Origin of the sequence: Hyphomicrobium sp. (genome assembly GCF_020852195.1) — a bacterium.
Lineage (GTDB): Bacteria > Pseudomonadota > Alphaproteobacteria > Rhizobiales > Hyphomicrobiaceae > Hyphomicrobium_C.
The window spans coordinates 1-21,283 of sequence record NZ_JADZBI010000239.1 but is presented as its reverse complement, the minus strand read 5'-3'; the positions used below and the strand labels follow the sequence as shown (position 1 = coordinate 21,283).

Here is a 21,283-nt window from a genome sequence, read left to right as displayed (position 1 = left end):
GGTGGAAGAGGGCGGCCGACCCCAACAGGCTCCCGAGGAAGTCTCGGGCGGCGGGGGCGGCATCGCGAGGGTGTACCTGGACGCCGACGAGGGGATTCGCGTCCCCGCCCGGCGCATCCGCGTGGGCGGGGGCGAACCGCCGCTATTGGTCTACGACACGTCGGGGCCGCCGGGACACGATCCCCGTCGCGGCCTGCCGCCCTTGCGGCAGGCGTGGATCGATGCCTACGGCGGAGATCGGATCGAGTCGCGCCCACCCACCCGGCCGCCCGAGGAGGGCGCGGTCCCGGCGTCGCTCTGCCGCCCGCGGGTCTTGCGGGGCAACGGCCCGATTACCCAGTTGCACTTCGCCCGCCGCGGCGTCATCACGCCGGAGATGCGTTTCGCGGCGGCCCGCGAGGGGGTCGAGCCGGAGTTGGTCCGCGACGAGGTGGCCCGCGGCCGCGCGATCCTCCCGGCCAACATCAACCACCCGGAGAGCGAGCCGATGGTGATCGGCCGCCGCTTTCTGGTGAAGGTGAACGCCAACCTGGGGAACTCGGCGGTCGGCTCGTCGATCGACGAAGAGGTGGAGAAGCTGCGGTGGTCGTGCCGCTGGGGGGCCGACACGGTCATGGACCTGTCGACCGGCAACGACATCCACGCCACCCGCGAGTGGATCGTCCGCAACGCGCCGGTGCCCGTCGGCACGGTCCCCATCTACGAGGCCCTGGAGCGGGTGGGCGGCTCGCCGGCGGACCTGTCCTTCGAGGTCTACCGCCAGACGCTCATCGAACAGGCGGAGCAGGGGGTCGATTACTTCACGATCCACGCGGGCGTGCTGTTGCGGTACATCCCGCTGACCGCCGGCCGGGTGACGGGCATTGTCTCCCGGGGCGGGTCGATCATGGCCCAGTGGTGCCTGGCCCACCACGAGGAGAACTTCCTGTATACCCGCTTCGGCGAGATCTGCGAGATACTCAGCCGGTACGATGCGGCGGTCTCGCTGGGCGACGGATTGCGGCCCGGTTCGCTGGCCGACGCCAACGCCGCGGCCCAATTCGCCGAGCTCGACACGCTCGGCGAGTTGACCCGGACCGCCTGGGAACACGACGTCCAGGTGATGATCGAAGGGCCCGGGCACGTCCCCCTGCACCTGGTGCAGGTGAACGTCGAGCGGGAGATCGAAACCTGCGGCGACGCCCCCTTCTACACCCTCGGTCCGCTGACGACCGACATCGCCCCCGGCTACGACCACATCACCTCGGCCATCGGGGCGGCGATGATCGCCTGGCACGGGGCGGCCATGCTCTGCTACGTGACGCCGAAGGAGCACCTTGGGCTGCCCAACCGCGACGACGTCAAGACCGGCGTCATCACCTACCGCATCGCGGCCCATGCGGCCGACCTTGCCAAGGGGCATCCGGCGGCCAAGATCCGCGACGATGCGCTGTCGCGGGCGCGCTTCGACTTCCGCTGGGAGGACCAGTTCAACCTGTCGCTCGACCCCGACACGGCGCGCGCCTTCCACGACGAGACACTGCCCAAGGACGCGCACAAGGTGGCGCACTTCTGCTCCATGTGCGGGCCGAAGTTCTGCTCCATGAAGATCACGCAGGACCTGCGCAAGGAGGCCGAGGCGCTGGCCGGCATGGAGGCGAAGTCGCAAGAGTTCCTCGACCAGGGCGGCAGACTGTACGTGCCGGCGGCGGAGTGAGTCGATGACAATCGTCTGCAACGGCGCGGAGCGGGAGGTCGAAAGCCGCACCCTGGCGGAGGTGCTGCGCGAGCTCGGCTACGAAGCGACGGGGGTTGCCACCGCCGTCAACGGACGCTTCGTGCCGGCACGCCAGCGCGAGACTGTGTTGCTCTCCGCCGGAGATGCCCTCGAGGTCGTCGCGCCAAGGCAGGGTGGGTGAGGTCCGCCCTCCGCTATGATTGGCGAGCGCGCCGGTAAATCTCCGCTGTGAGCACCTGCACACCGGCTCTATTCCGGGGCGCGGCGAACTCAAGTAACGTCGCTTGTGCCTGACCTGCGGCTTGAGATGCAGGCTGGCTGAGATGAGTGAGCAACTCAAGCATCCGTCTTGCGTCACCTTGAAACGGAGGGAAAGACCCATGGCTTTGGAAGCACTCATCATTTGGCTCATAATCGGTGCCATTGCCGGCTGGCTGGCCGGTCAGATCATCGCAGGCGGCGGCTTCGGCTTGGTCGGCAATATCGTGCTTGGCATCGTGGGCGCCGTGGTTGCGGGATGGCTGCTGCCGCGGCTCGGTCTCTACATCGGCGGCGGCCTTCTGGGCGACATCATCAACGCCACCATCGGTGCGTTGATCGTCATATTCATATTGAGATTGGTGGCGCGTTGACGCTTCGACGCTGTTCTTCCGAAGCGTGATCATCGGTTCGAGCAGGGGCATGGCGCAGTGAGCTCGCCATGCCCAAACAATATCTCTTGAGGCCCGGGCTCGCGCAGGGTGTGCAGCGAGCCGCATGACCAATCTCTAGGCGCGGGCTGCCCCTCGCGGGGCAATCTCGAGCGTCCACTTCCCCTGCGAATCGGTCCAATAATCGCGTGGTCCTGCAAGGCTTCGGAGCGCGCTGAGGTGACGATTCAAGAGGTGGCAGCCTTCTCTGCCGACGACTTCCTGAGAAGCATCGGCGTCCGCATCGACGGGTTCATGTACCGGGGCTACAACAGCAACGACTACGCCATGATCTGGCTGTCGGACGGCTTCGCGCGCCTCACCGGCTACGACGGCTCGAGCTTCATCCGCAACCGGACCGGCTTCGCCACGCTGATCCTCGAGGAGGACCTGCCGAAGGTCGATGCGGCGGTCGCCGAGGCCCTGTCGCGCAGCGGCAACTGGCAGATCAGCTATCGCATCCGCCACCGCGACGGGCGCATCCTCTACGTGCACGAGACCGGCGGCGCGTCCGCGACGGTAAACCCTGAGACGGGCGAGCCGGCCTATCTCGACGGCATCATCCTGGAGGCCGGCGCGCTGTCGCGGCTTGCCGAGCGGCTGACGCAGGGTGCCGCCGCCCTGGACAAGGTCGACGCCGCCGCCATCGATATCCGCGCCACGCTCAAGACCTTGCGGCTCTTGGCGCTCAACGCGCGCATCGAGGCAGCCCGCGCCATGGAGCACGGTGCCGGCTTCGGTGTCGTCGCCCAGGAGATGACGAGCCTCGCCGATCAAGGCGAGCTGGTCACCAACCGCATGTCGACCGAGCTGGCCCAGCTCCGCGGCGCCATCGCGATCTAGGGCATTGTCGATCATGCCGGGGCGCCTTTATCGGGGCCCTTTGCGCTGTCGCACGAGATCCTGCCGACGTGGGGTTTGTGGAAGCTCGCGTAGGTGCCGGCCTGCGCCGGCATGACCGTGGGTATGTCGCGAGCGGTTTGCCTCCCTTCGACGTCATCCCGGCGAAGGCCGGGATCCACGCAATTGCCGCGCATGCGCCTGCCCTGGCGAACGCATGTGCAACACCTTCCTCAGGCAAGGCGCACTTCCGTAGGGTCGGATCACGCGCCCTCACGGGCGAACTGCTCGCGTGCGCGGCGGATCTCCGCGTGATGGGCGTCCGCCCAGCGGATCAGCCCGGCCAGCGGCTCGAGCAGCGAGGCACCGAGCGGCGTCACCCGATACTCGACGCTTGGCGGCAGCGTCGGAAACACGTGCCGGCTGACCAGCCCGTCGCGCTGCAGGTCCCTCAGCGTCTGCGTCAGCATCCTCTGCGAAATGTCTGGGATCGCGCGGCGCAGCTCGCCGAACCGGTACGGGCGCTCGCCGAGCGTGAGCACGATCAGCGTGCTCCACTTGTCGCCGACGTGATCGAGCACGTCGCGCACCGGACACGCCTCGGGCGTGATGCCGCCGCCGGCGCGGAACAGGGCCATCATCTCGCGAGCCGGATTTACGCTGCCATCCATTGCGGTGGTTCCCTTGAGGTGCCTATCTCCCGAAAAGATGCCGTCTTTACCGGGTATCGGCCCCATCCTAGACGTGCTCTCTAAATGAGACAAACTCTCAAAGGAGAACACCATGCCGGATAATCCCTCGTCCGACGTCCTGCTCGTCACCGGCGCCGCGGGACAGCTCGGCCGCCGCGTGCTCGCCAACCTTCTCGATGTCCATGGCGTGGCCCCGCAGCGCCTCGTGGCGGTGACGCGCGATCCTGCGAAGCTCGCGGACGTCGCAGCGCGCGGCGTCGCCGTGCGCCGCGGCGACTGCGACGATCCAGCCACCCTCGCCCCGGCCTTCTCCGGCGCCCACCGCCTGCTGCTCATCTCCACCAACGTGATCGATCGCCCGGGCGTGCGCGTCGCCCAGCACAAGGCCGCCGTCGCCGCTGCCGAGGCCGCGGGTGTCGCGCACGTCGTCTACACGTCCATGCCGAGGCCCGACCGCTCGGTCATCCCCTTCGCGCCGGACCACCTTGCGACCGAGCAGGCGCTGGCGTCGAGCCCGCTCGGCTGGACCGTGCTCCGCAACGCCTGGTACTGCGAGAACCTGGGCTTCACGCTGCCGTCCGTGCTCGCCTCCGGCCAGTGGTTCACGTCTGCCGGCGACGGCCGCGTGGCCTACATCACGCGCGAGGACTGCGCCCGCGTCGCGGCCGCCGCGCTGATCGCGCACCCGGCTGAGAACGCGATCCACGAGATCACCGGTCCGGCTGCCCTCACCACGGCGGAGACCGCAGCCACCATCGGCGACGTGCTCGGCGTGCCCATGGCCGTGGTTCAGGTGTCCGACGAGGAGCTGGTGCAAGGCATGATCGGCGCCGGCAGCCCCGAGCCCATGGCCCGCATCTGGGCCTCGTTCGACAGCAACACGCAGCTTGGCAACTTCGACATCGTGACCGACGCGGTCGAGCGCCTGACGGGCCGCCCGCCCGAGACGCTGCGTGCGCACTTCACCGCCAACAAGGCGGCCTATCTGCCGGCCGGAGCAGGAGCGACGACATGACCGAGGCCCCCGCTCCCATCGATCCCGCAACCCGCATCGGCCACGTGCATCTGAAAGTCGCGGATCTCGATCGCGCGCTGGCCTTCTATCGCGACGTGCTGGGCTTCGAGGTCACGCAGCGCTACGGCAATCAGGCGGTGTTCCTGTCGGCCGGCGGCTACCACCACCACATCGGCCTCAACACCTGGGAGAGCCGGGGCGGCAGTCCGCCGGCGCGCGGCACGACCGGGCTCTACCACGTCGCCATCCTCTACCCGACGCGGGCGGCGCTGGCCGACGCGCTGCGCCGCGTGCTGGCCGCCGGCATTCCGATCGACGGCGCGAGCGACCACGGCGTCAGCGAGGCCATCTATCTGCGCGATCCCGACGGCAACGGCGTCGAGCTCTACCGCGACCGCGCCCCGCAGGACTGGCCCCGCGCCGCCGACGGCACACTGGCCATGACCACCAAGCCGCTGGACCTCGCCGAGCTGGCCGAAGCCTGAGCCGCCACCGCGGAGCCTGACCTTCGCTCGGCGCGTTCTCACTCACACCGTCATGGCGGCCATGGCGTTGGTGGGAAGGCAGCCGTAGTGCCCACCGATCCTGGCAGCGTGGCGTCCAACGCCCGAAACGAAACATGCGCCGCACCGGACTGCCGGCGGGCGCATGCAATGGACGTCGAAGCGCGGTCGAGGTGCGCCTTAAGCGGCGGCGGCCTTCTCGGCCTTCGCCTTGGCGATCTCGCGCTTGAGCTTCTGGCACTCGGGAGACAGGTCCTCTGCCTTGGCCTTGGCGAGGAACGCGTCGAGGCCGCCGCGATGCTCGACCGACTTCAGCGCATGCGCCGTGATCTTGAGCTTCACCTGGCGGTCAAGCGCCTCGCTGATCAGCGTCACGTTCACGAGGTTGGGACGGAACTTGCGCTTCGTCTTGTTCTCGGCATGGCTTCTGAGCTGGCCCGAAAGCGGCAGCTTGCCCGTCAACTCACAGCGCCTGGTCATCGTATTAATCCTTGCTCGGTCGCGCCCCACGATCGACCGTCCGCGCCCAGGGCGGACCCGAAATCACGGGGAAAATCAATGAGAATGGCCCCGCAGACCGGGATCGGCGGGACCGTTGGCGCCTTCTATACGCGAGCCGCGTTCTTTGCGTCAAGTCAACGCCGCGGGATAGCCGGAGGTGAAATATGGCCACACCGGCCCGGAAAGCCGCCGGAACGAAGTGCATGGCTTGTGGATTTGGTGGGCAAAACCACGTGCCAGCGCGGCGCACCCGTGAGCGAATTGTTAAACGTTGAACGGCAAGATGCGGGGCCTAGAGCGTCATTAGTAAACCTGCCTTTTGTCCTCTGCGCGGGAGAGCCGCGGGCAACGATGGGTAAAACGGGTGGGTGAGTAGGGATCATGGTCCAAGTCTCGTCTCGTCGCGTTCGTGTATGTGTCGTTGGTCTCGCTGCTGCAGCGCTCGCTGCGCTCGTTCCGCTATCGCCCTTTGCGACCGCCGCGCCGACGCCTGACGGCGTCTCGCCGGTCAGGGTCGACGCCAGCTATAAGATCTCGCTCAACGGCTTCTCGCTCGGCACCTTCCAGTTCAAATCCGATGTCGGGCGCACCCGCTACACCCTCGACACCGATGTCGAGATTTCGGCGCTGTTGGGCGTGTTCAAGTGGAAGGGCGTGACGCACACCTCGGGATCGCTCAAGGCGAAAACCCCGAAGCCCGCCGATTTCCGATTCAATTACGAGAGCTCCATCCGCAGCGGCTCCGTCGCCATGGGCTTCGACAAGGAAGGCATCGAGCGCGTTTCCGTGCTGCCCGCGACCATGGAGGCGCCGGACACGGTGCCGCTGACGCCCGCCCATCTGAAGGGCGTGTTCGATCCCTTGAGCGCCATTCTGGCCATCACCCATAGCGATGCGTCGAGCCCGTGCGGCCGCAAGATCCCGATCTTCGACGGCAAGCAGCGCTTCGATATCGCCTTGCGCTTCGCGCGCGAGGAGCCCGTCGTCGGCCGGCCGGACGAGACCGCGGTGGTCTGCCGCGTCAAGTACACGCCGATCGCCGGCTATCGCCCGACCGAAGAGACGCGCCAGCTCGCGACCTCGAACGACATCGAGATCGCCTTCCGCATGGTGCCGGCCGCCAAGCTGATGCTGCCGCAATCGGTCGCTGTTCCGACGCCCGCCGGCTCGGCCCGCATCGACCTCGAGCGCGTGTCGATCGAGCTGCCCGAGCGCGGACAGGTCGCCTCCGCCGACTGAGCGCCTGAGATCGTCTGAATGACTTCCGCTTTCGCGGAGAGGGCGAAGGTGTCGAACGCCGAGGGGTGGCGTACAGGACTTTTGCACGCCGCTCTGAGCATTCGGCAAGGCGGGGTCGCGAAATCTTCAAACGAAAAGCCTTGATCTCGAACCACTCCAATGCAATGCCAGGGGCTCTTCTGCTATGGAGACCCCGCGTATGGCCAGCGATCTGGAAACGCGCATCCGCAATGTGACCGCGGTTCTCGGCCCCACCAACACCGGCAAGACGCATCTCGCCATCGAGCGCATGCTCGGCCACGAAAGCGGCATGATCGGCTTGCCGCTGCGGCTGCTCGCGCGCGAAGTGTACGACAAGATCGCGGCCCGCATCGGCGCCGACAAGGTCGCCCTCATCACCGGCGAGGAGAAGATCAAGCCGGAGCGCGCCCGCTATTGGGTGGCGACGGTCGAGGCCATGCCGCGCGACGTGGATGTGGATTTCCTGGCCATCGACGAGATCCAGCTCGCCGCCGATCCCGAGCGCGGCCATGTCTTTACCGACCGGCTCCTGCACGCACGCGGCCGCGCCGAGACGCTGCTACTCGGCGCGCAGACCATGCGCGATGCCATCCAGGATCTGATCCCCGGCGCGAACTTCATCTCGCGCCCGCGCCTTTCGCGGCTCACCTACGCCGGCGAGAAGAAGATCACGCGCCTCCCCGGCCGCTCGGCCGTGGTCGCGTTCTCCGCCAATGAGGTCTACGCGATTGCCGAGCTGATCCGCCGCCAGCGCGGCGGCACGGCGGTCGTGCTCGGCGCGCTCTCGCCGCGCACGCGCAACGCCCAGGTCGCGCTCTACCAGTCGGGTGATGTCGATTTCCTCGTCGCCACCGACGCCATCGGCATGGGCCTCAACCTCGACGTCGACCATGTCGCGTTCTCGGCCGTGCGCAAGTTCGACGGCCAGAACTTCCGCAACCTGACGCCGAACGAGATCGGCCAGATCGCCGGCCGCGCCGGCCGCCACATGAACGACGGCACCTTCGGCGTCACCGGCAACTGCGAGCCATTCGACTCCGATCTCGTCGAGCGCCTTGAGACGCACACCTTCGACAACGTGCGCGTGCTGCAGTGGCGCAACCGCCGTCTCGACTTCGCGACGTTGGACCGCCTGCGCGACAGCCTGCGCGAGATGCCGAACGAGCCGCGCCTCGCGCGTGCCCGCATGGCCGACGACGTGGCGGCCCTCGAGACGCTCTCCGGTGATCGCGACGTTGCCGGCTATGCGACGACGCCGGCCGCCGTCACGCGCCTGTGGGAGGTCTGCCAGATCCCCGATTACCGCAAGATCTCGTCGCAGAACCACGCCGAGCTGATCGGCACCATCTATGGCCACCTGATGGGTCCCGAAGGCCATGTGCCGGAGGACTGGTTCGCCAAGCAGGTGGCTTTCGCCGACCGCACCGACGGCGACATCGACACGCTCGCCAACCGCATCGCGCACATCCGCACCTGGACCTTCGTCTCCAACCGCGCCGACTGGCTGAAGGACCCGGCCCATTGGCAGGGCCGCACGCGTGCCATCGAGGACAGCCTTTCGGATGCGCTGCACGAGCAGTTGACGCAGCGCTTCGTCGACCGTCGCACGAGCGCCCTCATGAAGGGCCTGCGCGACAAGGAGGAGCTCCAGGCCGAGATCGGCGAGGACGGCGCCATTCATGTCGAGAGCCATTTCGTCGGTCGCCTGCGCGGGTTTCGTTTCTCCCCCGAGACGCAGGCCGAGGGCATCCACGGCAAGGCGGCGCGCAGCGCGGCCGCCCACGTGCTCTCGCGCGAGCTCGGCATGCGCGCGCGCCGGGTCGCGGCCGCCAAGTCCGACGCCTTCAAGCTTTCCCGCACCGCGCGCGTGCTCTGGCGCGACGAGGAGATCGCGACCTTCGAGCCGTCTGACGATCCGCTGAAGCCGCAGGTCGCGCTCCTCGCCGACGAGCATCTGAGTGGACCCGACCGCGAGAAGGTGCAGGCCCGGCTCGAGGCCTGGCGCGACGAGATCATCGCTGAGCGCCTGAAGCCGCTGGTCGAGATCGCCAAGGCCGAGGACGTGACCGGGCTCGCGCGAGGCATCGCCTTCCGGCTGACCGAAAGCTTCGGCATGCTGAAGCGCGAGCTGATCGCCGACATGATGAAGAGCCTCGACCAGGAGGCCCGCGCGCAGTTGCGCAAGTACGGCGTGCGCTTCGGCGCCTTCAACATCTACTTCCCTGCGCTCCTGAAGCCGGCGCCCGCCGAGCTGTCGGCAACGCTCTGGGCGTTGAAGAACGGCCCCGCGAACGGCCCCGCGAACGGCCTCACGATCGAGGCCCTGCAGGAGCTGCCGCGCGCCGGCCTCACGTCGGCTGCGGTTCAGGCAACGACGCCCGAGGCCCTGTACCGTGCCTACGGGTTCCACGTCTGCGGACCGCGCGCCGTGCGCCTCGACATCCTGGAGCGCCTTGCGGACCTGATCCGCCCGCTGCTCGCCTGGCGTCCGAGCCCCGACGGCGCCACCACGCCGCCCAAGGGCTCGACCGGCGACGGCGGCTTCATCGTCACGCCGGAGATGATGTCGATTCTCGGCTGTTCGCCGGACGAGCTCAGCAACGTGCTGCGCGCCCTCGGCTTCCGCCTTGACCGTAAGACGCTTCCAAAGCCGGAGGAGCCCGCCAAGGGTGAAGCCGCGACATCGCCCGCCGCTGTGGAAGCGACGCCGGATGCGCCGGCAAGCACCCCAGCGACCGCGACAGTCGATGATCCCGCTCAGGCTCCGACCTCGGTCGAGGCGCCTGCCGTCGAGGCTGCGACTGAGCCACCCGCACAACCGGACTCCTCCCCCATCGGGCCGGAGGCACGTCTTCCGCATGACGCGGGGGAGGCTGGGAAGGCGGGAGCCCCGACGGCAGATGGTGGGGAATCTCCCCACCCCGCCCCTCCCCACGTCGAGCCGGAGGCTCGCCCCCGGCAAGACGGGGAAGGAGAAGAATCCGCCGCTGCCGCCGACACGGTCGTCATCGAGATCTGGCGGCCGCGGCGCCATCGCAGCGAGGACCGCGCGGGCCGTCGCGAGGGAGGCCGTCCGTCCGGCGATCGGCGCGAAGGTGCGGGCGGTCGGTCCCGCCATCAGCACCAGGGGCGCCGGCGCAATGGCGGAGGCCGGGGCGCCGAGGCTTCTGCCGCTGCGGCTCAGCCGACTGCAGCACCCGCAGAGCAGCCGTTGGCAGCCGCACAGCCCGCCGTCGAGGCCGCGCCCGAGGGCGCACCGCACGCGCACCGCGACCGCGGCAGAGACCGCCCCGCCCGCGACCACGACCGCAACAATCGCCAGCGGCCGCAGCGCCACCGCGACGAGCGCCGGCGCAACGAGGAGCGCCAGGCGCCTGTCATCCGCTCTGCGAGCCCGCCCAAGAAAGGCGGCTTCGACCCGGATTCCCCGTTTGCCTCGCTCGGCGCCCTGCGCGACGCGCTGGCCAAGCAGGCGCGCGAGAAAAACCCCACATGACGAGGACGGAGGAGCCTATTCCGGGCCGCGAGACCACACAGCGTCTCGACAAGTGGCTTTGGTTCGCGCGCATCGCCAAATCCCGCACGCTGGCTGCCACCGCCGTGACCGAGGGCAAGATCAAGGTCAACCGCGTCAAGGCCGAGAAGGCGAGCCAGCTCGTCAAGATCGGCGATGTCATCACGTCACGCCTCACGCGCACCGTGCGCGTGCTCAAGGTGGCCGGTATCGGCGAGCGCCGCGGACCCGCGGCCGAGGCGCAGCGTCTTTACGAGGATCTGACACCGCCGCCCGAGCGTAAGAAGGGTGAAGAGGAGCCGGCCGCCTGGGCCGAGCGCACGCCCGGCGCCGGCAGGCCGACCAAGCGCGATCGCCGTCAGATCGAAGAGCTCAAACGCGGCGGTTGACGAGCGGCGGCTGGCGCCCGCTCTGTGACGTTGCGGGGCTTGCTATGGTGCCGCGCATTTGGCACACCCCCTGGGCCACTCCCGACGGAACCCGGACTCTCGCCCTATGACCTACGTCGTCAACGACAAGTGCATCAAATGCAAGTACACGGACTGTGTCGAGGTGTGCCCGGTCGACTGTTTCTACGAGGGGGAGAATATGTTGGTGATCCACCCCGACGAGTGCATTGACTGCGGGGTGTGCGAGCCGGAATGCCCCGCCGACGCCATCAAGCCGGACACCGAGCCGGGTTTAGAGCGCTGGCTCGAGGTCAATCGGGAATATGCAGATAAATGGCCTAACATTACTTCCAAGAAGCCGGCCCTGCCCGACGCCGACCAGTTTAGGGATGAAGAAGATAAGTTCGATAAATATTTTTCTTCCGAGCCTGGCAAAGGCGACTGAGGGTCGACTGCGGGCGACGAAGGTTTCCGAAAAATTGTGTGCGGCGCACCAAATTGAAGACTTAAGCAAGTTCTTTAAGCGCTGGAACACCTATATTCCCGATGCCGCTTCAATTTTCATGAAATTTGTGTTACAAGTAATCATCGGACAATCAAGAACCGAACAGGAACACTTGGCGGACAAACGCTGCACATCCGATCGCGGACACGATTGAGTTCGTGACGGAATGTTGCGTTGTGTCGTCTGGGTATCTGTCTGAAAGCTGTGACTTATCGTCCGAGCAGAAGTAACCGGGTAGCGATATCGGATTGGCAACCCGACATGAATGGAAGGTCCTGGAACGGCGGCAAGGTGACGTGCCGGCGGACCGGGTTTTGTGTGTGACTTCACGAACCACGTGCCTGACCCTGTCCGTGTGCACGTGAGACGAGAGAAACCCGACCCACCCGGGGTCGGACGAGCTGTAATACGAGAGAGTGAGAAGTCTATGGCCCAGAAGAACAAGGCGCACGTTAAGGCTCGGACGTCGAAGCCTGTCGCGTCCAAAACCACTCCCCGGACTTCCAAGATCAAGTCCGCGGCCAAGACCGGCGTGAAGAAGCCGGCGGCTGCGGCGTCAAGTCATGCCAAGAAGCCGATCGCTGTCAAGCCTGCCGTTGCCAAGGCCCCGGTCGCGAAGCCGGCGGCCGTCAAGCCTGTCGCCAGCAAGCCGGCGGTGAAAGCCCCTGAGCTGAAGAAGCCGGCCGCACCTGTCGCTGCGGCGAGCGTCGGCAAGGTGAAGCCTGCTGCCGTCAAGGCCCCGGTGTCGCCCGCCGCGGCGCGCCCCGCGCCTGTGGCCATCACGCCGGCCCGCGCTGCCGCTGCCCTGGCCAAGGGCGGCCAGAAGCTGACCGCCCCCGTCCAGCCGGCGACCCCCAAGGAGATCGCCGAAAAGACGGCGGCCGCGCGCCAGATCATGGCCGCGCAGAAGAAGTCGGTCAGCCAGCGCCACGGCTTCAAGACCAACGAGTTCATCGTCTACCCGGCTCACGGTGTCGGCCGCATCGTCGGCATCGAGGAGCAGGAGATCGCGGGCATGTCGCTCGAGCTCTTTGTCATCACCTTCGACAAGGAGAAGCTGACGCTGCGCGTGCCGACCGGCAAGCTCGAGAGCGTCGGCATGCGCAAGCTCGCCGACGACGGCATCGTCAAGAAGGCGATGGATACGCTGAAGGGCCGCGCCCGCGTCAAGCGCACCATGTGGAGCCGCCGCGCGCAGGAGTACGTCGCCAAGATCAACTCCGGCGACCTGATCTCGATCGCCGAGGTCGTGCGTGACCTCTACCGCTCCGAGGCCCAGCCCGAGCAGTCCTACTCCGAGCGCCAGCTCTACGAGGACGCGCTCGACCGCATGGCGCGCGAGATCGCCGCCGTCGAGAAGCTCGACGAGCGCGGCGCCGTCCAGCGCATCACCGACGTTCTGTCGAAGAGCGCGCGCGGCCGCCGCCTTGCGGAAGGCGCCGACTCCGCCGACATGCGCGCCGCCTGATCGACGCGCCACAAGACGAAATCGAAACACCCCGCCGACCCGTCGGCGGGGTGTTTTGTTTCCGGCGTGGATAGACTCACGGCGCGGCCAAGACGCGGCGTGTCTGGAATCCGGCCTTCGCCGGAGTGACGTGGAATTGGGGCAATCGGCCCACCACGCAAATAACGTCATCCCGGCGTCATGGCGGAGCCATGCTTCGCATGGACGGCCGGGATCCAGACACGTGGGCGCATCGCCGCCGGCATCGATCTAACTGCCAGTAAGATGCGGCCCGTTATGGCCGCGCAACCTCGCCGACCTCATCCAGCACCTCGATCTCGTCGGGCGCGCTGAGCGCGATCATCGGCCCGTTGCGCCGCTCGATCCAGCCGCGCACGCGGATCGTCTTGCCTTTGAGCCCGCTCATGCGCGCCGCGCCGCCGTCGCTGCGGTCCACGATCGTGTTGGCGAGACTGGCCGTGAAATCGCGCCGCCAGTCCGCGCCGAAGTTGACGTAGGTCGTCCGCTGCGCCCGCGTGACCTCCGCCACGCGACCTTCGACGATCGCGAACCGGCCGGCGAGCTTGAGCAGAGCGCCGACATCGTCGGCGTCCCGTACGCGATAGGCATCGCGGCGCCACAGGCCCCGTCTCGCCGCACGCGCCGCTGCCTCGGCGGCCATTAGCGCGCCGATGCACCCCGCATTGCCCGGCAGCGCATAGGCGCGCGCGTGACCATCGCGGATCAGACGCTCCTGGAGCCAGACCGCGTCGTCCGCACTGGCGTCGTCGCGCCGCGTGACATGGACCTGCGCCAGCATGCGCCCGTACCGGTCACGACGCCGAACTTCGTAGCGGAGTTGCACCGAGCGCCCGGCTACCAGCGTGTCGAGCGCCTGGCGCGCCTCGCGTGCGGGTGGCCAGTCCGCCGCATCCTGTGAAGGAACATCCGGCTTCGGCGCCAGCGCGCCGATCAGGCGAACCTCTTGTCCGTCATCGAGCAACAGCGTCTCGCCATCGATCACCTTGAGCACGCCATGCGAGGAACCTGCCTCGGGCGCGCAAGCGTCTGCGACTGGCGCAAGCAGGCTCGACAACACGACGATTCCGGCGATCTGCGCATGCCATACCGCGCGCATCATGACGCACACATCCCGAGTCCCCCTGCCCAGCATGTCACGCGCCGTCCGTTGGGTCATCCGCTATCCGCCGGCCGCGAAGTCGAAGAGGGAAGCCTCGGACCGCCCGCAAAGGCCATCGAGCATGGGATCGTCGAAGGCGCCTGGGCCGAGGAAGCCGAGATCCACGCCGGAGAGCCCACGCTCGGCACCGGCATCGGGCGGCGCAAGGCCAACGCCGGTGCCGAGCGTCACGCGATCGCGCGCCGCGTCCCAGACGATCTCCTCGATCGAGAACAGATAGTCCTGCCCGCGCGCATGCGTGACGATGAAATCGGGCTGGCCGTGAGAGATGCCGGGAGGCAGCGCATGGATGGTGAGCGCGCCGACGCCGGAATAGTCGACGGTATCGATGCCGTCGTCCGCATAGGAAAGACCCGGCTGCCCGCCGTGGATGATGTTCGTGCCATGCGACCAGCGGAAGGTGTCGTTGCCGGCGCCGCCGTAGAGCTTGTCGACGCCGTGCGCCGCGTCGCTGCCGACGAGCACGTCGTCACCGCCTCCGCCGACGAGCGTGCTGAAGCCGCGCTCGGCCTTGAGCGTGTCGTCTCCCGACGTTCCGAGCAGCGTGCTCATGCCCGGCGAGAAACGCAGGCCTGCGGGCAAGGCGCGCTCGACGTCTACGCCTGCATGATGGAGCAGCGAGGCAACGAGCGACGAGGAATTGATTGTCGGCAGCGGCGAGGCCGGCAGGGCCATCGGGATATAGGGAAACCGCTGCGCCTCGATGTCCGCGGCGAAGGAGACGAGCTTGGCCCATAGCGAGACGGCCTCGCTGCCGTCCGCGATCTCCTGCGCGCCACGGCTGGCGCTGGTGCCGATCCTGCGCGCGAGATCCGCGCCGACGAGCCCGCCGTTGGCATCGGAAAGGGTCGTCCCGCCGTGCCAGCCCTCGACCGCCAGCCGAACGCCCACGCCGTCCTCCTCGCGCAGTCCCTCGATCACGAACCAGTCCTCTTGCCGTGTCTCGGACGGCGACCCGCTCTGAAACACGATCTGCAGGTGGTCGAAGCCGAGAAGGCCCAGCCCGAAGAGTTGCACAGGGAGTCTATCCACGCTGACAGCCGGCATCGGTCGCTCTCTGCAGCTTCGTGATGCGCTTGAGGATAAACAACCAAAGATTGAATATTTACTCAATCACCCGCTGATAGGGAGCGGAGCGGGATGCCCTTCCACGTGCACCCTTTCCAACCTCCTAAGATCCGGGCAAAATGCCTGAAAAACGAGCGGAACGCGGGACTTCAACAGGGAAGGGGAGACGACAAGATGGGAGATTTCATCAAAAGTTTGGTGCTGGGCTTCATCGCCGGAGCCATCGCCTTCGTCACGGTGCACGAGGCCATCAGCCTCTGGCTCCTCAACGCCGGCCACACGACGCACGTGCCCTGGTCCACGGAGCCTTCGCTTCTGACGGGCTATCCCGAGATTGCTTCTGGTGCGGTCTGGGGCGGCCTCTGGGGCGCCATTTTCGCCGTCATTCTGGGCAGCGTGCCGCAGGGCGCCTTGACGCTGCGCGGGGCGCTGCTCGGCCTGCTCGGAACCGCGCTGGTCGGCGTGCTCGTCGTGCTGCCGCTGATCAAGAGCGAGCCGCCGTTCCTCGGCAACGACATCAACCTGATCTGGCCGCAGCTCCTGCTCGGCGCGGCCTTTGGCGCCGTCACGGCCTGGCTCTACGGCTTCTTCACGTCGGGCTTCCGGCTGCCCTGATTTTCACGTGAATCCGGCTAGCCTAGACCACGATCGCTTCGGACCCTATCAGTCCGAAGCGTCAATCATCGGTCTCACCAAAAGGCTAGAGCGCGATCTCGATTCAATCAAAGCTGATCGCGCCCTAGCGGCCGCGCCGAGATCCTCGGCGCGGCCGTCTCCGTTCACGACTTGCCGTTGACGAGCGCGAGATAGTCCCCACCCGACATGGTGAGCTTGGGATCGGGAGCGCCGATGGCAGCCGCGTCCTTGTCGGCATAGTCGAGCGCGCTGAGGATCACGCGCATGGCCTCGAGCCGGGCACGCCGCTGGTCGTTGGCGTTGATCACCGTCCACGGGCTCGCCGCCGTGTGCGTGAAGCGCAGCATGTCCGCTTCCGCGCGCGAGTAGTCGTCGTACTTGCCGATGGCGGCGATGTCGATGTCGGTGACCTTCCATCGCTTGAAGGGATCGTGTCGGCGCTCGTGGAAGCGCGAGAGCTGCATCTCGCGCCCGACCGTCAAGTAGATCTTGAAGAAGCGGATGTTGTCGCGCACGAGCAGCGCCTCGAACTCGGGCGCATCGCGCAGGAAGCGCGCCGTCTCGTCCTCGGTGCAGAAGCCCATCACGCGCTCGACACCCGCGCGATTGTACCAGGAGCGGTCGAACAGGACCATGTTGCCCTTGGTGGGCAGGTGGCAGATGTAGCGCTGGAAGTACCACTGCCCCCGTTCCGCCTCGGTCGGTTTCGAGAGCGCGACGGAGCGCGAATGGCGCGGGTTGATGCGCTCGAGAATGCGGGCGATGCAGCCGCCCTTGCCCGACGTGTCGCGCCCCTCGAACAGCACGACGATCCGCTCGCCTTCGGCCTGCACATGATCCTGCAACTTGAGCAGCTCGAGTTGTAGCTGCTGGAGCTGCTCCTCGTAGGGCTTGCGCTTGAGCTTCTCTTCGTAGGGGAAGCCGTTGGACTTGAGCGCCCGCGCCTCGATCTCGGCCGGAAGCTTGGGGTTGTCGAGATCGAAATCCGGATACGCCCGGCTCGCCGCTCCGGCACCCCCTTTTGGGGTCTTTTCGGTCTTCTGTTCCTTGGCCTTGCCCATGCTTGCCCTCGATTGTGCCCTTGCCCGCGCCACCCCCGACGAACTGTCACACAAGTGTTGTTTATCAGGAAGCCTGATCAGGAGCGCCGAGCCCAGGGGAGCCCGAGCTTGAAAACCATGACGTCCGAACGGCCTCGCACGGTGCGCCGTGAGAGTTGAGGGCATTATGCAGATCGAGGCAATATGGGGTCCCATGACGGAACCCCGGCGGCTGGCCCGATCTCAGTCAGCGTTAAGATCGATCGTCGAACGAACCTTGGCGGCCTTCCGCGCCACGAGGCGCCGCCTGCGCCCCCATGTGCGCGCGCTCGTCGTGATGGCGATCCTCTTCCTCGTGCTCTCTCTTGCGGGCGGCCTTTCGGGATGGCTCGCCGTCGCGGGCTTTCTCGTGATGGCGATGGTCGTTGCCGGGAGAGACCCCAACGACGCGGACGGCGACGAGGAGCGGTTTCCGGCGCGCGACCCCGAGCGCGCGCGGCGCGCGCAAGGAAGCACGGAGCGTGAGACGGAGAGCTGGCGGCTCCTGCTCGACGCCGTCCCCGACGCCGCCGTCGCCCTCGACCACAACTTCAACGTCATGCACTTCAACGCGCGCCTGGAGGAGCTTTTTCCGAAGGTCCGCGTCGGCCAGCCGCTGAGCCAGCTCTCGCGCAACCCGGAGCTGAACGACGCGGTGGAGAAGGCCGCGACGTCGAATGACGAGGTCGTCGTCGACCTCTTCGAGCGCGTGCCGGTGGAGCGGCGCATCTCCGCCACCGTGTCCCGCCTGGGCGGGCGCGATGTCCGCCGCGGTCTGCCGTCCCTGATCGTATCGTTCCGCGACCTGACCGAGCAGGATAAGCTCGCACAGATGCGCGCCGACTTCATCGCCAACGCCAGCCATGAGCTGAGGACGCCGCTCGCCTCCCTGCGCGGCTTCGTCGAGACGCTGCAAGGCCCGGCACGCGACGATCCCGAGGCACGTGAGCGCTTCCTCGCCATCATGTCGAGCCAGGCCACGCGCATGACGCGCCTGATCGACGACCTCTTGTCGCTGAGCCGCGTGGAGATGCGCGTGCATCTGCCGCCGCGCGGCATCCTCGACCTGAACGAGGTGGCCTCCTACGTGGCCCAGGCACTGGACCCGGTGGCCGCTGCCGCGAAGATCGAGATCAAGGTGACCAAGAGCGAGGGCCCGATCCGCATCCGCGGCGACCGCGACGAGATCGTGCAGGTGCTGCAGAACCTTGTCCACAACGCCATAAAGTACGGCCGCGAGGGCGGTCACGTCGAGATCGCCGTGTCGCGCGTGCTCGACGGCTCACCGCCCCAGCCGCGGGCTCTGATCGCCGTCGCCGACGACGGCATCGGCATCGCGCCGGAGCACATCCCGCGCCTCACCGAGCGCTTCTACCGCGCCAACGTCGCCGCGAGCCGCGAGAAGGGCGGCACGGGCCTCGGCCTCGCCATCGTCAAGCACATCGTCATCCGCCACCGCGGCGAGCTCAGGATCTCGAGCGTGGTCGGCAAGGGTTCGACCTTCTCGATCCTCTTCGACGAGCTGGGCGCCGTCCGCAGATGACGCCGCAACGCGCTCTCCTCTTGTCATCCCGGCCAAGCGAGGCGCAGCCGAGCGCAGAGCCGGGACCCAGAGAAAAGCTTCTGTCGCAATAGATTGTTGCGTCTTCGACGAGTCTTGCACTGGGTCCCGGACAAGGCGTCGGCTTCGCCTCCGCTTTTCCGGGATGACAGTCGAGCGGAGGCGCCGCCTAGTCCGTGCGATATTTCTTGAGCTCGCGCACGAGGCCCGCCAGGCGCTCCGCCACCTCGGCGCCGGTATCGACCGAGACCTTGAGCGTCGCCCGATTCTGGATGAGTTGGTTCAAGCGGTCTTGGCACTCGCCGAAGCCGAAGAAGATCTCCTCCGGCGCCTCGACCGTGCCGTCCTCGACCGCGCACATCACCTCGAACGCGCTCTGGGATGCGAGCACCAGCATGGACGCCACGTCGTTGATCGCCTGCTGGTAGAGCTTGGCCGCTTCGGGGCCGACGCGTGGCCCGTGCACGCCGAACTTCAAGGGCGAGGCGCCCTGCGCGCCCGCGCCGGCGAACAGCTTAGGATTGCGTTGGAAGCGCCGGAAGATCTCGCTGAGGTGGAGGCAGCAGGTCTCGAGCTCGCGCAGCGCGGTCACGGCCTTGCGCTTGGGGCGCATACGGTCTGCGGTGCGCTCCCGCGCCGCCCAGTTGATGGTCGCGATCGAGGAAATCGTCCCGAGAGCGGCGATGGCCGGCAGCACGGCGGCGAACGGATCGGGCGCAATCCGGGTATCGGCCTCGGGAGGTTCCGCCGGATCGCGCTTTCCCGCCAAGACTCCCTCCCGTCGGCCGGTCTCGCTCGGCTGATCCCTGCTCCTACACCGGCGCGGAGGGCTGCACCAGCGCTAAGAGTGGTCCTGTTGCGCTGGTGCAAACATCTTGTGAAAAGCTTAGAACGTCTTGCCGATCTTCGCGTCGACCGACTGTGAGTTGGCGCCGCGGATCACGAAATAGAACATGATCGCGACCCAGAGAATCGACTTCTCGGCGCCGGCGTAGCCTTCGCTCTTCAGAATCCAGTGGAAGTAGACGGTGACGAGCAACCCGATCAAAGCCGCAAACGCGGCCGGGCGCGTCAGGAGGCCGATCGCAATCAGGATGCCGCCGAAGAATTCCGTGATCGCCAGCAGGACGGCCCACACCTCGGGAGGACCGGGAAAAAATCCGATGCTCTCGACCATTCCCACCGGCCCCAGAGGGTTGAGGATCTTCGGAAACCCGTGCGTGACCAGCGCCAGGCCCGCGACGACGCGAAGCAGCGTCTCCGCGAACTCCGCGAGATTCCCATAGACCGGCCCGAGAGACGGAATGATGAGTCGGTTGGACGGATGGATCGGATCGTTCGACATGGTGGTGCTCCCCTATGATTAGAATTATTCAGGCGCCGCCAGCTTATATTTCATACTTTTTTAGTCAACATATGACCATGGTGGCCCGGAAGCGGCAGGTCGGGGATGGCACGCATCCGGTTTCGGCTTCCGTAAGCGGACCCCTTGCCCGATCGCTCGGGCCGCGCCCGCGCTCTAGTACACGCGCGCCTTGGGCTCGATGTACTTGATCTCGTTCGTCAGCGTGTGCGTGTGCACCGGCCGGAATTCGAGCTTGACCGTCTGCGTCGCGTAGTCGGCGAACGCCAGCGTATGCTTCATCCAGCGCGCGTCGTCGCGGTTCGGATAGTCCTCGCGCGCATGCGCGCCGCGGCTCTCTGTGCGGTTCTCGGCGCCGGTCACCGTCACCGCCGCCTGCGCGATGAGGTTGTCGTACTCCAGCGTCTCGATGAGGTCGGAGTTCCAGATCAGCGAGCGGTCGGTCACGCCGATGTCGGCCGTAGCGCGCCAGATCTCGGCGATCTTGGCGACGCCCTCCTTGAGCACCGGCCCGTCGCGGAACACGGCGCAGTTCGATTGCATCACCTTCTGCATCCGGAGCCGCAGCGCCGCCGTGGGCTCGCTACCCTTGGCGTAGCGGAAGCGGTCGAGGCGCGCGAGCGCCGCGTCCGTGGCGTTCTTGTCGAAGTCCGGCTGCGCGGCACCCTTCTCGATCGAGGAGGCGCAGCGCAACGCCGCCGCGCGCCCGAACACGACGAGGTCGATCAACGAGTTCGAGCCGAGCCGGTTTGCACCATGCACGGAGACGCACGCCGCCTCTCCGATGGCCATCAACCCCGGCACGATGTGATCGGGGTTGGTGCCTTTCAGCGTCAGCACCTCGCCGTGATAGTTCGTAGGGATGCCGCCCATGTTGTAGTGCACGGTGGGCAGAACGGGGATCGGCTGCCGCGTGAGATCGACGCCGGCGAACACTTTCGCGCTCTCGGTGATGCCGGGCAGCCGCTCGGCCAGGATCTTGGGATCCAGGTGGTCGAGGTGCAGGTAGATGTGGTCGTTGTCGGGGCCGACGCCGCGGCCCTCGCGGATCTCGATGGTCATCGAGCGGCTGACCACGTCGCGCGAAGCCAGGTCTTTCGCGTTCGGCGCATAACGCTCCATGAAGCGCTCGCCCTTCGAGTTCGTGAGGTAGCCACCCTCGCCGCGCGAGCCCTCCGTGATCAAGCAGCCCGAGCCGTAGATGCCGGTCGGGTGGAACTGCACGAACTCCATGTCGGCGAGCGGGAGCCCCGCGCGCAGCACCATGCCGCCGCCGTCGCCCGTGCAGGTGTGCGCCGAGGTG

General features: G+C 67.2%; 21 protein-coding genes. 13 read left to right on the top strand and 8 right to left on the bottom strand.

Features of this window, described 5'->3' with window-relative positions:
* The first annotated feature begins 61 nt into the window (after window positions 1-61).
* The 4 genes from thiC to IT540_RS19690 all read left to right on the top strand — a co-directional run bounded on the left by thiC (window position 62) and on the right by IT540_RS19690 (window position 3,249).
* A complete protein-coding gene (thiC, locus tag IT540_RS19705; protein WP_291181581.1) occupies window positions 62-1,696 on the top strand; it encodes a phosphomethylpyrimidine synthase ThiC in 1,635 nt (544 codons plus the stop codon).
* Between the two features lie 4 nt (window positions 1,697-1,700).
* Window positions 1,701-1,898, top strand: coding sequence for a sulfur carrier protein ThiS (gene thiS, locus IT540_RS19700; RefSeq protein ID WP_291181579.1), 198 nt, complete (start codon window positions 1,701-1,703; stop codon window positions 1,896-1,898).
* 199 nt (window positions 1,899-2,097) lie between these two features.
* Complete coding sequence (locus IT540_RS19695) at window positions 2,098-2,349, top strand: GlsB/YeaQ/YmgE family stress response membrane protein (RefSeq protein ID WP_291181578.1); 252 nt, start codon at window positions 2,098-2,100, stop codon at window positions 2,347-2,349.
* A 237-nt stretch (window positions 2,350-2,586) separates the two neighbouring features.
* The gene (locus tag IT540_RS19690) at window positions 2,587-3,249 is read left to right on the top strand and encodes a PAS domain-containing protein (RefSeq protein ID WP_291181577.1); all 663 of its coding nucleotides are present in this window, start codon (window positions 2,587-2,589) and stop codon (window positions 3,247-3,249) included.
* A gap of 260 nt (window positions 3,250-3,509) precedes the next feature.
* Here the strand turns inward: IT540_RS19690 and IT540_RS19685 are convergent, their stop codons facing one another.
* Window positions 3,510-3,887, bottom strand: a complete 378-nt coding sequence (locus IT540_RS19685; RefSeq protein ID WP_291181580.1) for a helix-turn-helix domain-containing protein — start codon at window positions 3,885-3,887, stop codon at window positions 3,510-3,512.
* Between the two features lie 142 nt (window positions 3,888-4,029).
* Between IT540_RS19685 and IT540_RS19680 the strand changes: the two genes are divergently transcribed.
* Both IT540_RS19680 and IT540_RS19675 read left to right on the top strand, forming a co-directional pair.
* Window positions 4,030-4,953, top strand: coding sequence for an NAD(P)H-binding protein (locus tag IT540_RS19680; protein WP_291181576.1), 924 nt, complete (start codon window positions 4,030-4,032; stop codon window positions 4,951-4,953).
* Entirely contained in the window at window positions 4,950-5,438 is a 489-nt protein-coding gene (locus tag IT540_RS19675; protein WP_291181575.1) for a VOC family protein, read from the top strand. Before IT540_RS19680 ends, IT540_RS19675 begins: the two co-directional genes overlap by 4 nt.
* 198 nt (window positions 5,439-5,636) lie before the next feature.
* Here IT540_RS19675 and rpmB read toward each other — a convergent pair whose 3' ends face one another.
* Window positions 5,637-5,936, bottom strand: coding sequence for a 50S ribosomal protein L28 (gene rpmB / locus IT540_RS19670; RefSeq protein WP_291181574.1), 300 nt, complete (start codon window positions 5,934-5,936; stop codon window positions 5,637-5,639).
* Window positions 5,937-6,338: 402 nt separating this feature from the next.
* On the opposite strand from rpmB, the gene IT540_RS19665 reads away from it, so the two are divergent.
* From IT540_RS19665 to IT540_RS19645, 5 genes are all read left to right on the top strand, one after another.
* Window positions 6,339-7,196, top strand: coding sequence for a DUF3108 domain-containing protein (locus tag IT540_RS19665; protein WP_291181573.1), 858 nt, complete (start codon window positions 6,339-6,341; stop codon window positions 7,194-7,196).
* A gap of 199 nt (window positions 7,197-7,395) precedes the next feature.
* The gene (locus IT540_RS19660; RefSeq protein ID WP_291181572.1) at window positions 7,396-10,713 is read left to right on the top strand and encodes a helicase-related protein; all 3,318 of its coding nucleotides are present in this window, start codon (window positions 7,396-7,398) and stop codon (window positions 10,711-10,713) included.
* Window positions 10,710-11,120, top strand: coding sequence for an RNA-binding S4 domain-containing protein (locus tag IT540_RS19655; protein ID WP_291181571.1), 411 nt, complete (start codon window positions 10,710-10,712; stop codon window positions 11,118-11,120). Before IT540_RS19660 ends, IT540_RS19655 begins: the two co-directional genes overlap by 4 nt.
* Before the next feature lie 106 nt (window positions 11,121-11,226).
* Window positions 11,227-11,565, top strand: coding sequence for a ferredoxin FdxA (fdxA, locus tag IT540_RS19650; protein ID WP_291181570.1), 339 nt, complete (start codon window positions 11,227-11,229; stop codon window positions 11,563-11,565).
* A gap of 487 nt (window positions 11,566-12,052) precedes the next feature.
* Entirely contained in the window at window positions 12,053-13,093 is a 1,041-nt protein-coding gene (locus tag IT540_RS19645) for a CarD family transcriptional regulator (RefSeq protein ID WP_291181569.1), read from the top strand.
* A 274-nt stretch (window positions 13,094-13,367) separates the two neighbouring features.
* Here IT540_RS19645 and IT540_RS19640 read toward each other — a convergent pair whose 3' ends face one another.
* A complete protein-coding gene (locus IT540_RS19640; RefSeq protein WP_291181568.1) occupies window positions 13,368-14,213 on the bottom strand; it encodes a thermonuclease family protein in 846 nt (281 codons plus the stop codon).
* A gap of 60 nt (window positions 14,214-14,273) precedes the next feature.
* Window positions 14,274-15,290, bottom strand: coding sequence for a hypothetical protein (locus IT540_RS19635; protein ID WP_291181567.1), 1,017 nt, complete (start codon window positions 15,288-15,290; stop codon window positions 14,274-14,276).
* Between the two features lie 225 nt (window positions 15,291-15,515).
* On the opposite strand from IT540_RS19635, the gene IT540_RS19630 reads away from it, so the two are divergent.
* Window positions 15,516-15,956, top strand: a complete 441-nt coding sequence (locus IT540_RS19630) for a hypothetical protein (protein ID WP_291181566.1) — start codon at window positions 15,516-15,518, stop codon at window positions 15,954-15,956.
* A gap of 164 nt (window positions 15,957-16,120) precedes the next feature.
* Here IT540_RS19630 and ppk2 read toward each other — a convergent pair whose 3' ends face one another.
* Entirely contained in the window at window positions 16,121-17,038 is a 918-nt protein-coding gene (ppk2, locus tag IT540_RS19625) for a polyphosphate kinase 2 (protein WP_291181565.1), read from the bottom strand.
* A 256-nt stretch (window positions 17,039-17,294) separates the two neighbouring features.
* Between ppk2 and IT540_RS19620 the strand changes: the two genes are divergently transcribed.
* Window positions 17,295-18,599, top strand: a complete 1,305-nt coding sequence (locus IT540_RS19620; protein WP_291181564.1) for an ATP-binding protein — start codon at window positions 17,295-17,297, stop codon at window positions 18,597-18,599.
* A gap of 187 nt (window positions 18,600-18,786) precedes the next feature.
* On the opposite strand, the gene IT540_RS19615 is transcribed toward IT540_RS19620, so the two are convergent.
* The 3 genes from IT540_RS19615 to IT540_RS19605 form a co-directional block, all read right to left on the bottom strand.
* The gene (locus tag IT540_RS19615) at window positions 18,787-19,386 is read right to left on the bottom strand and encodes a hypothetical protein (protein WP_291181563.1); all 600 of its coding nucleotides are present in this window, start codon (window positions 19,384-19,386) and stop codon (window positions 18,787-18,789) included.
* Between the two features lie 117 nt (window positions 19,387-19,503).
* The gene (locus tag IT540_RS19610; protein WP_291181562.1) at window positions 19,504-19,962 is read right to left on the bottom strand and encodes a DoxX family protein; all 459 of its coding nucleotides are present in this window, start codon (window positions 19,960-19,962) and stop codon (window positions 19,504-19,506) included.
* Between the two features lie 174 nt (window positions 19,963-20,136).
* Window positions 20,137-21,283 (bottom strand): FAD-binding protein (locus IT540_RS19605; RefSeq protein WP_291181561.1); only part of this gene is annotated, 1,147 nt, incomplete at its 5' end.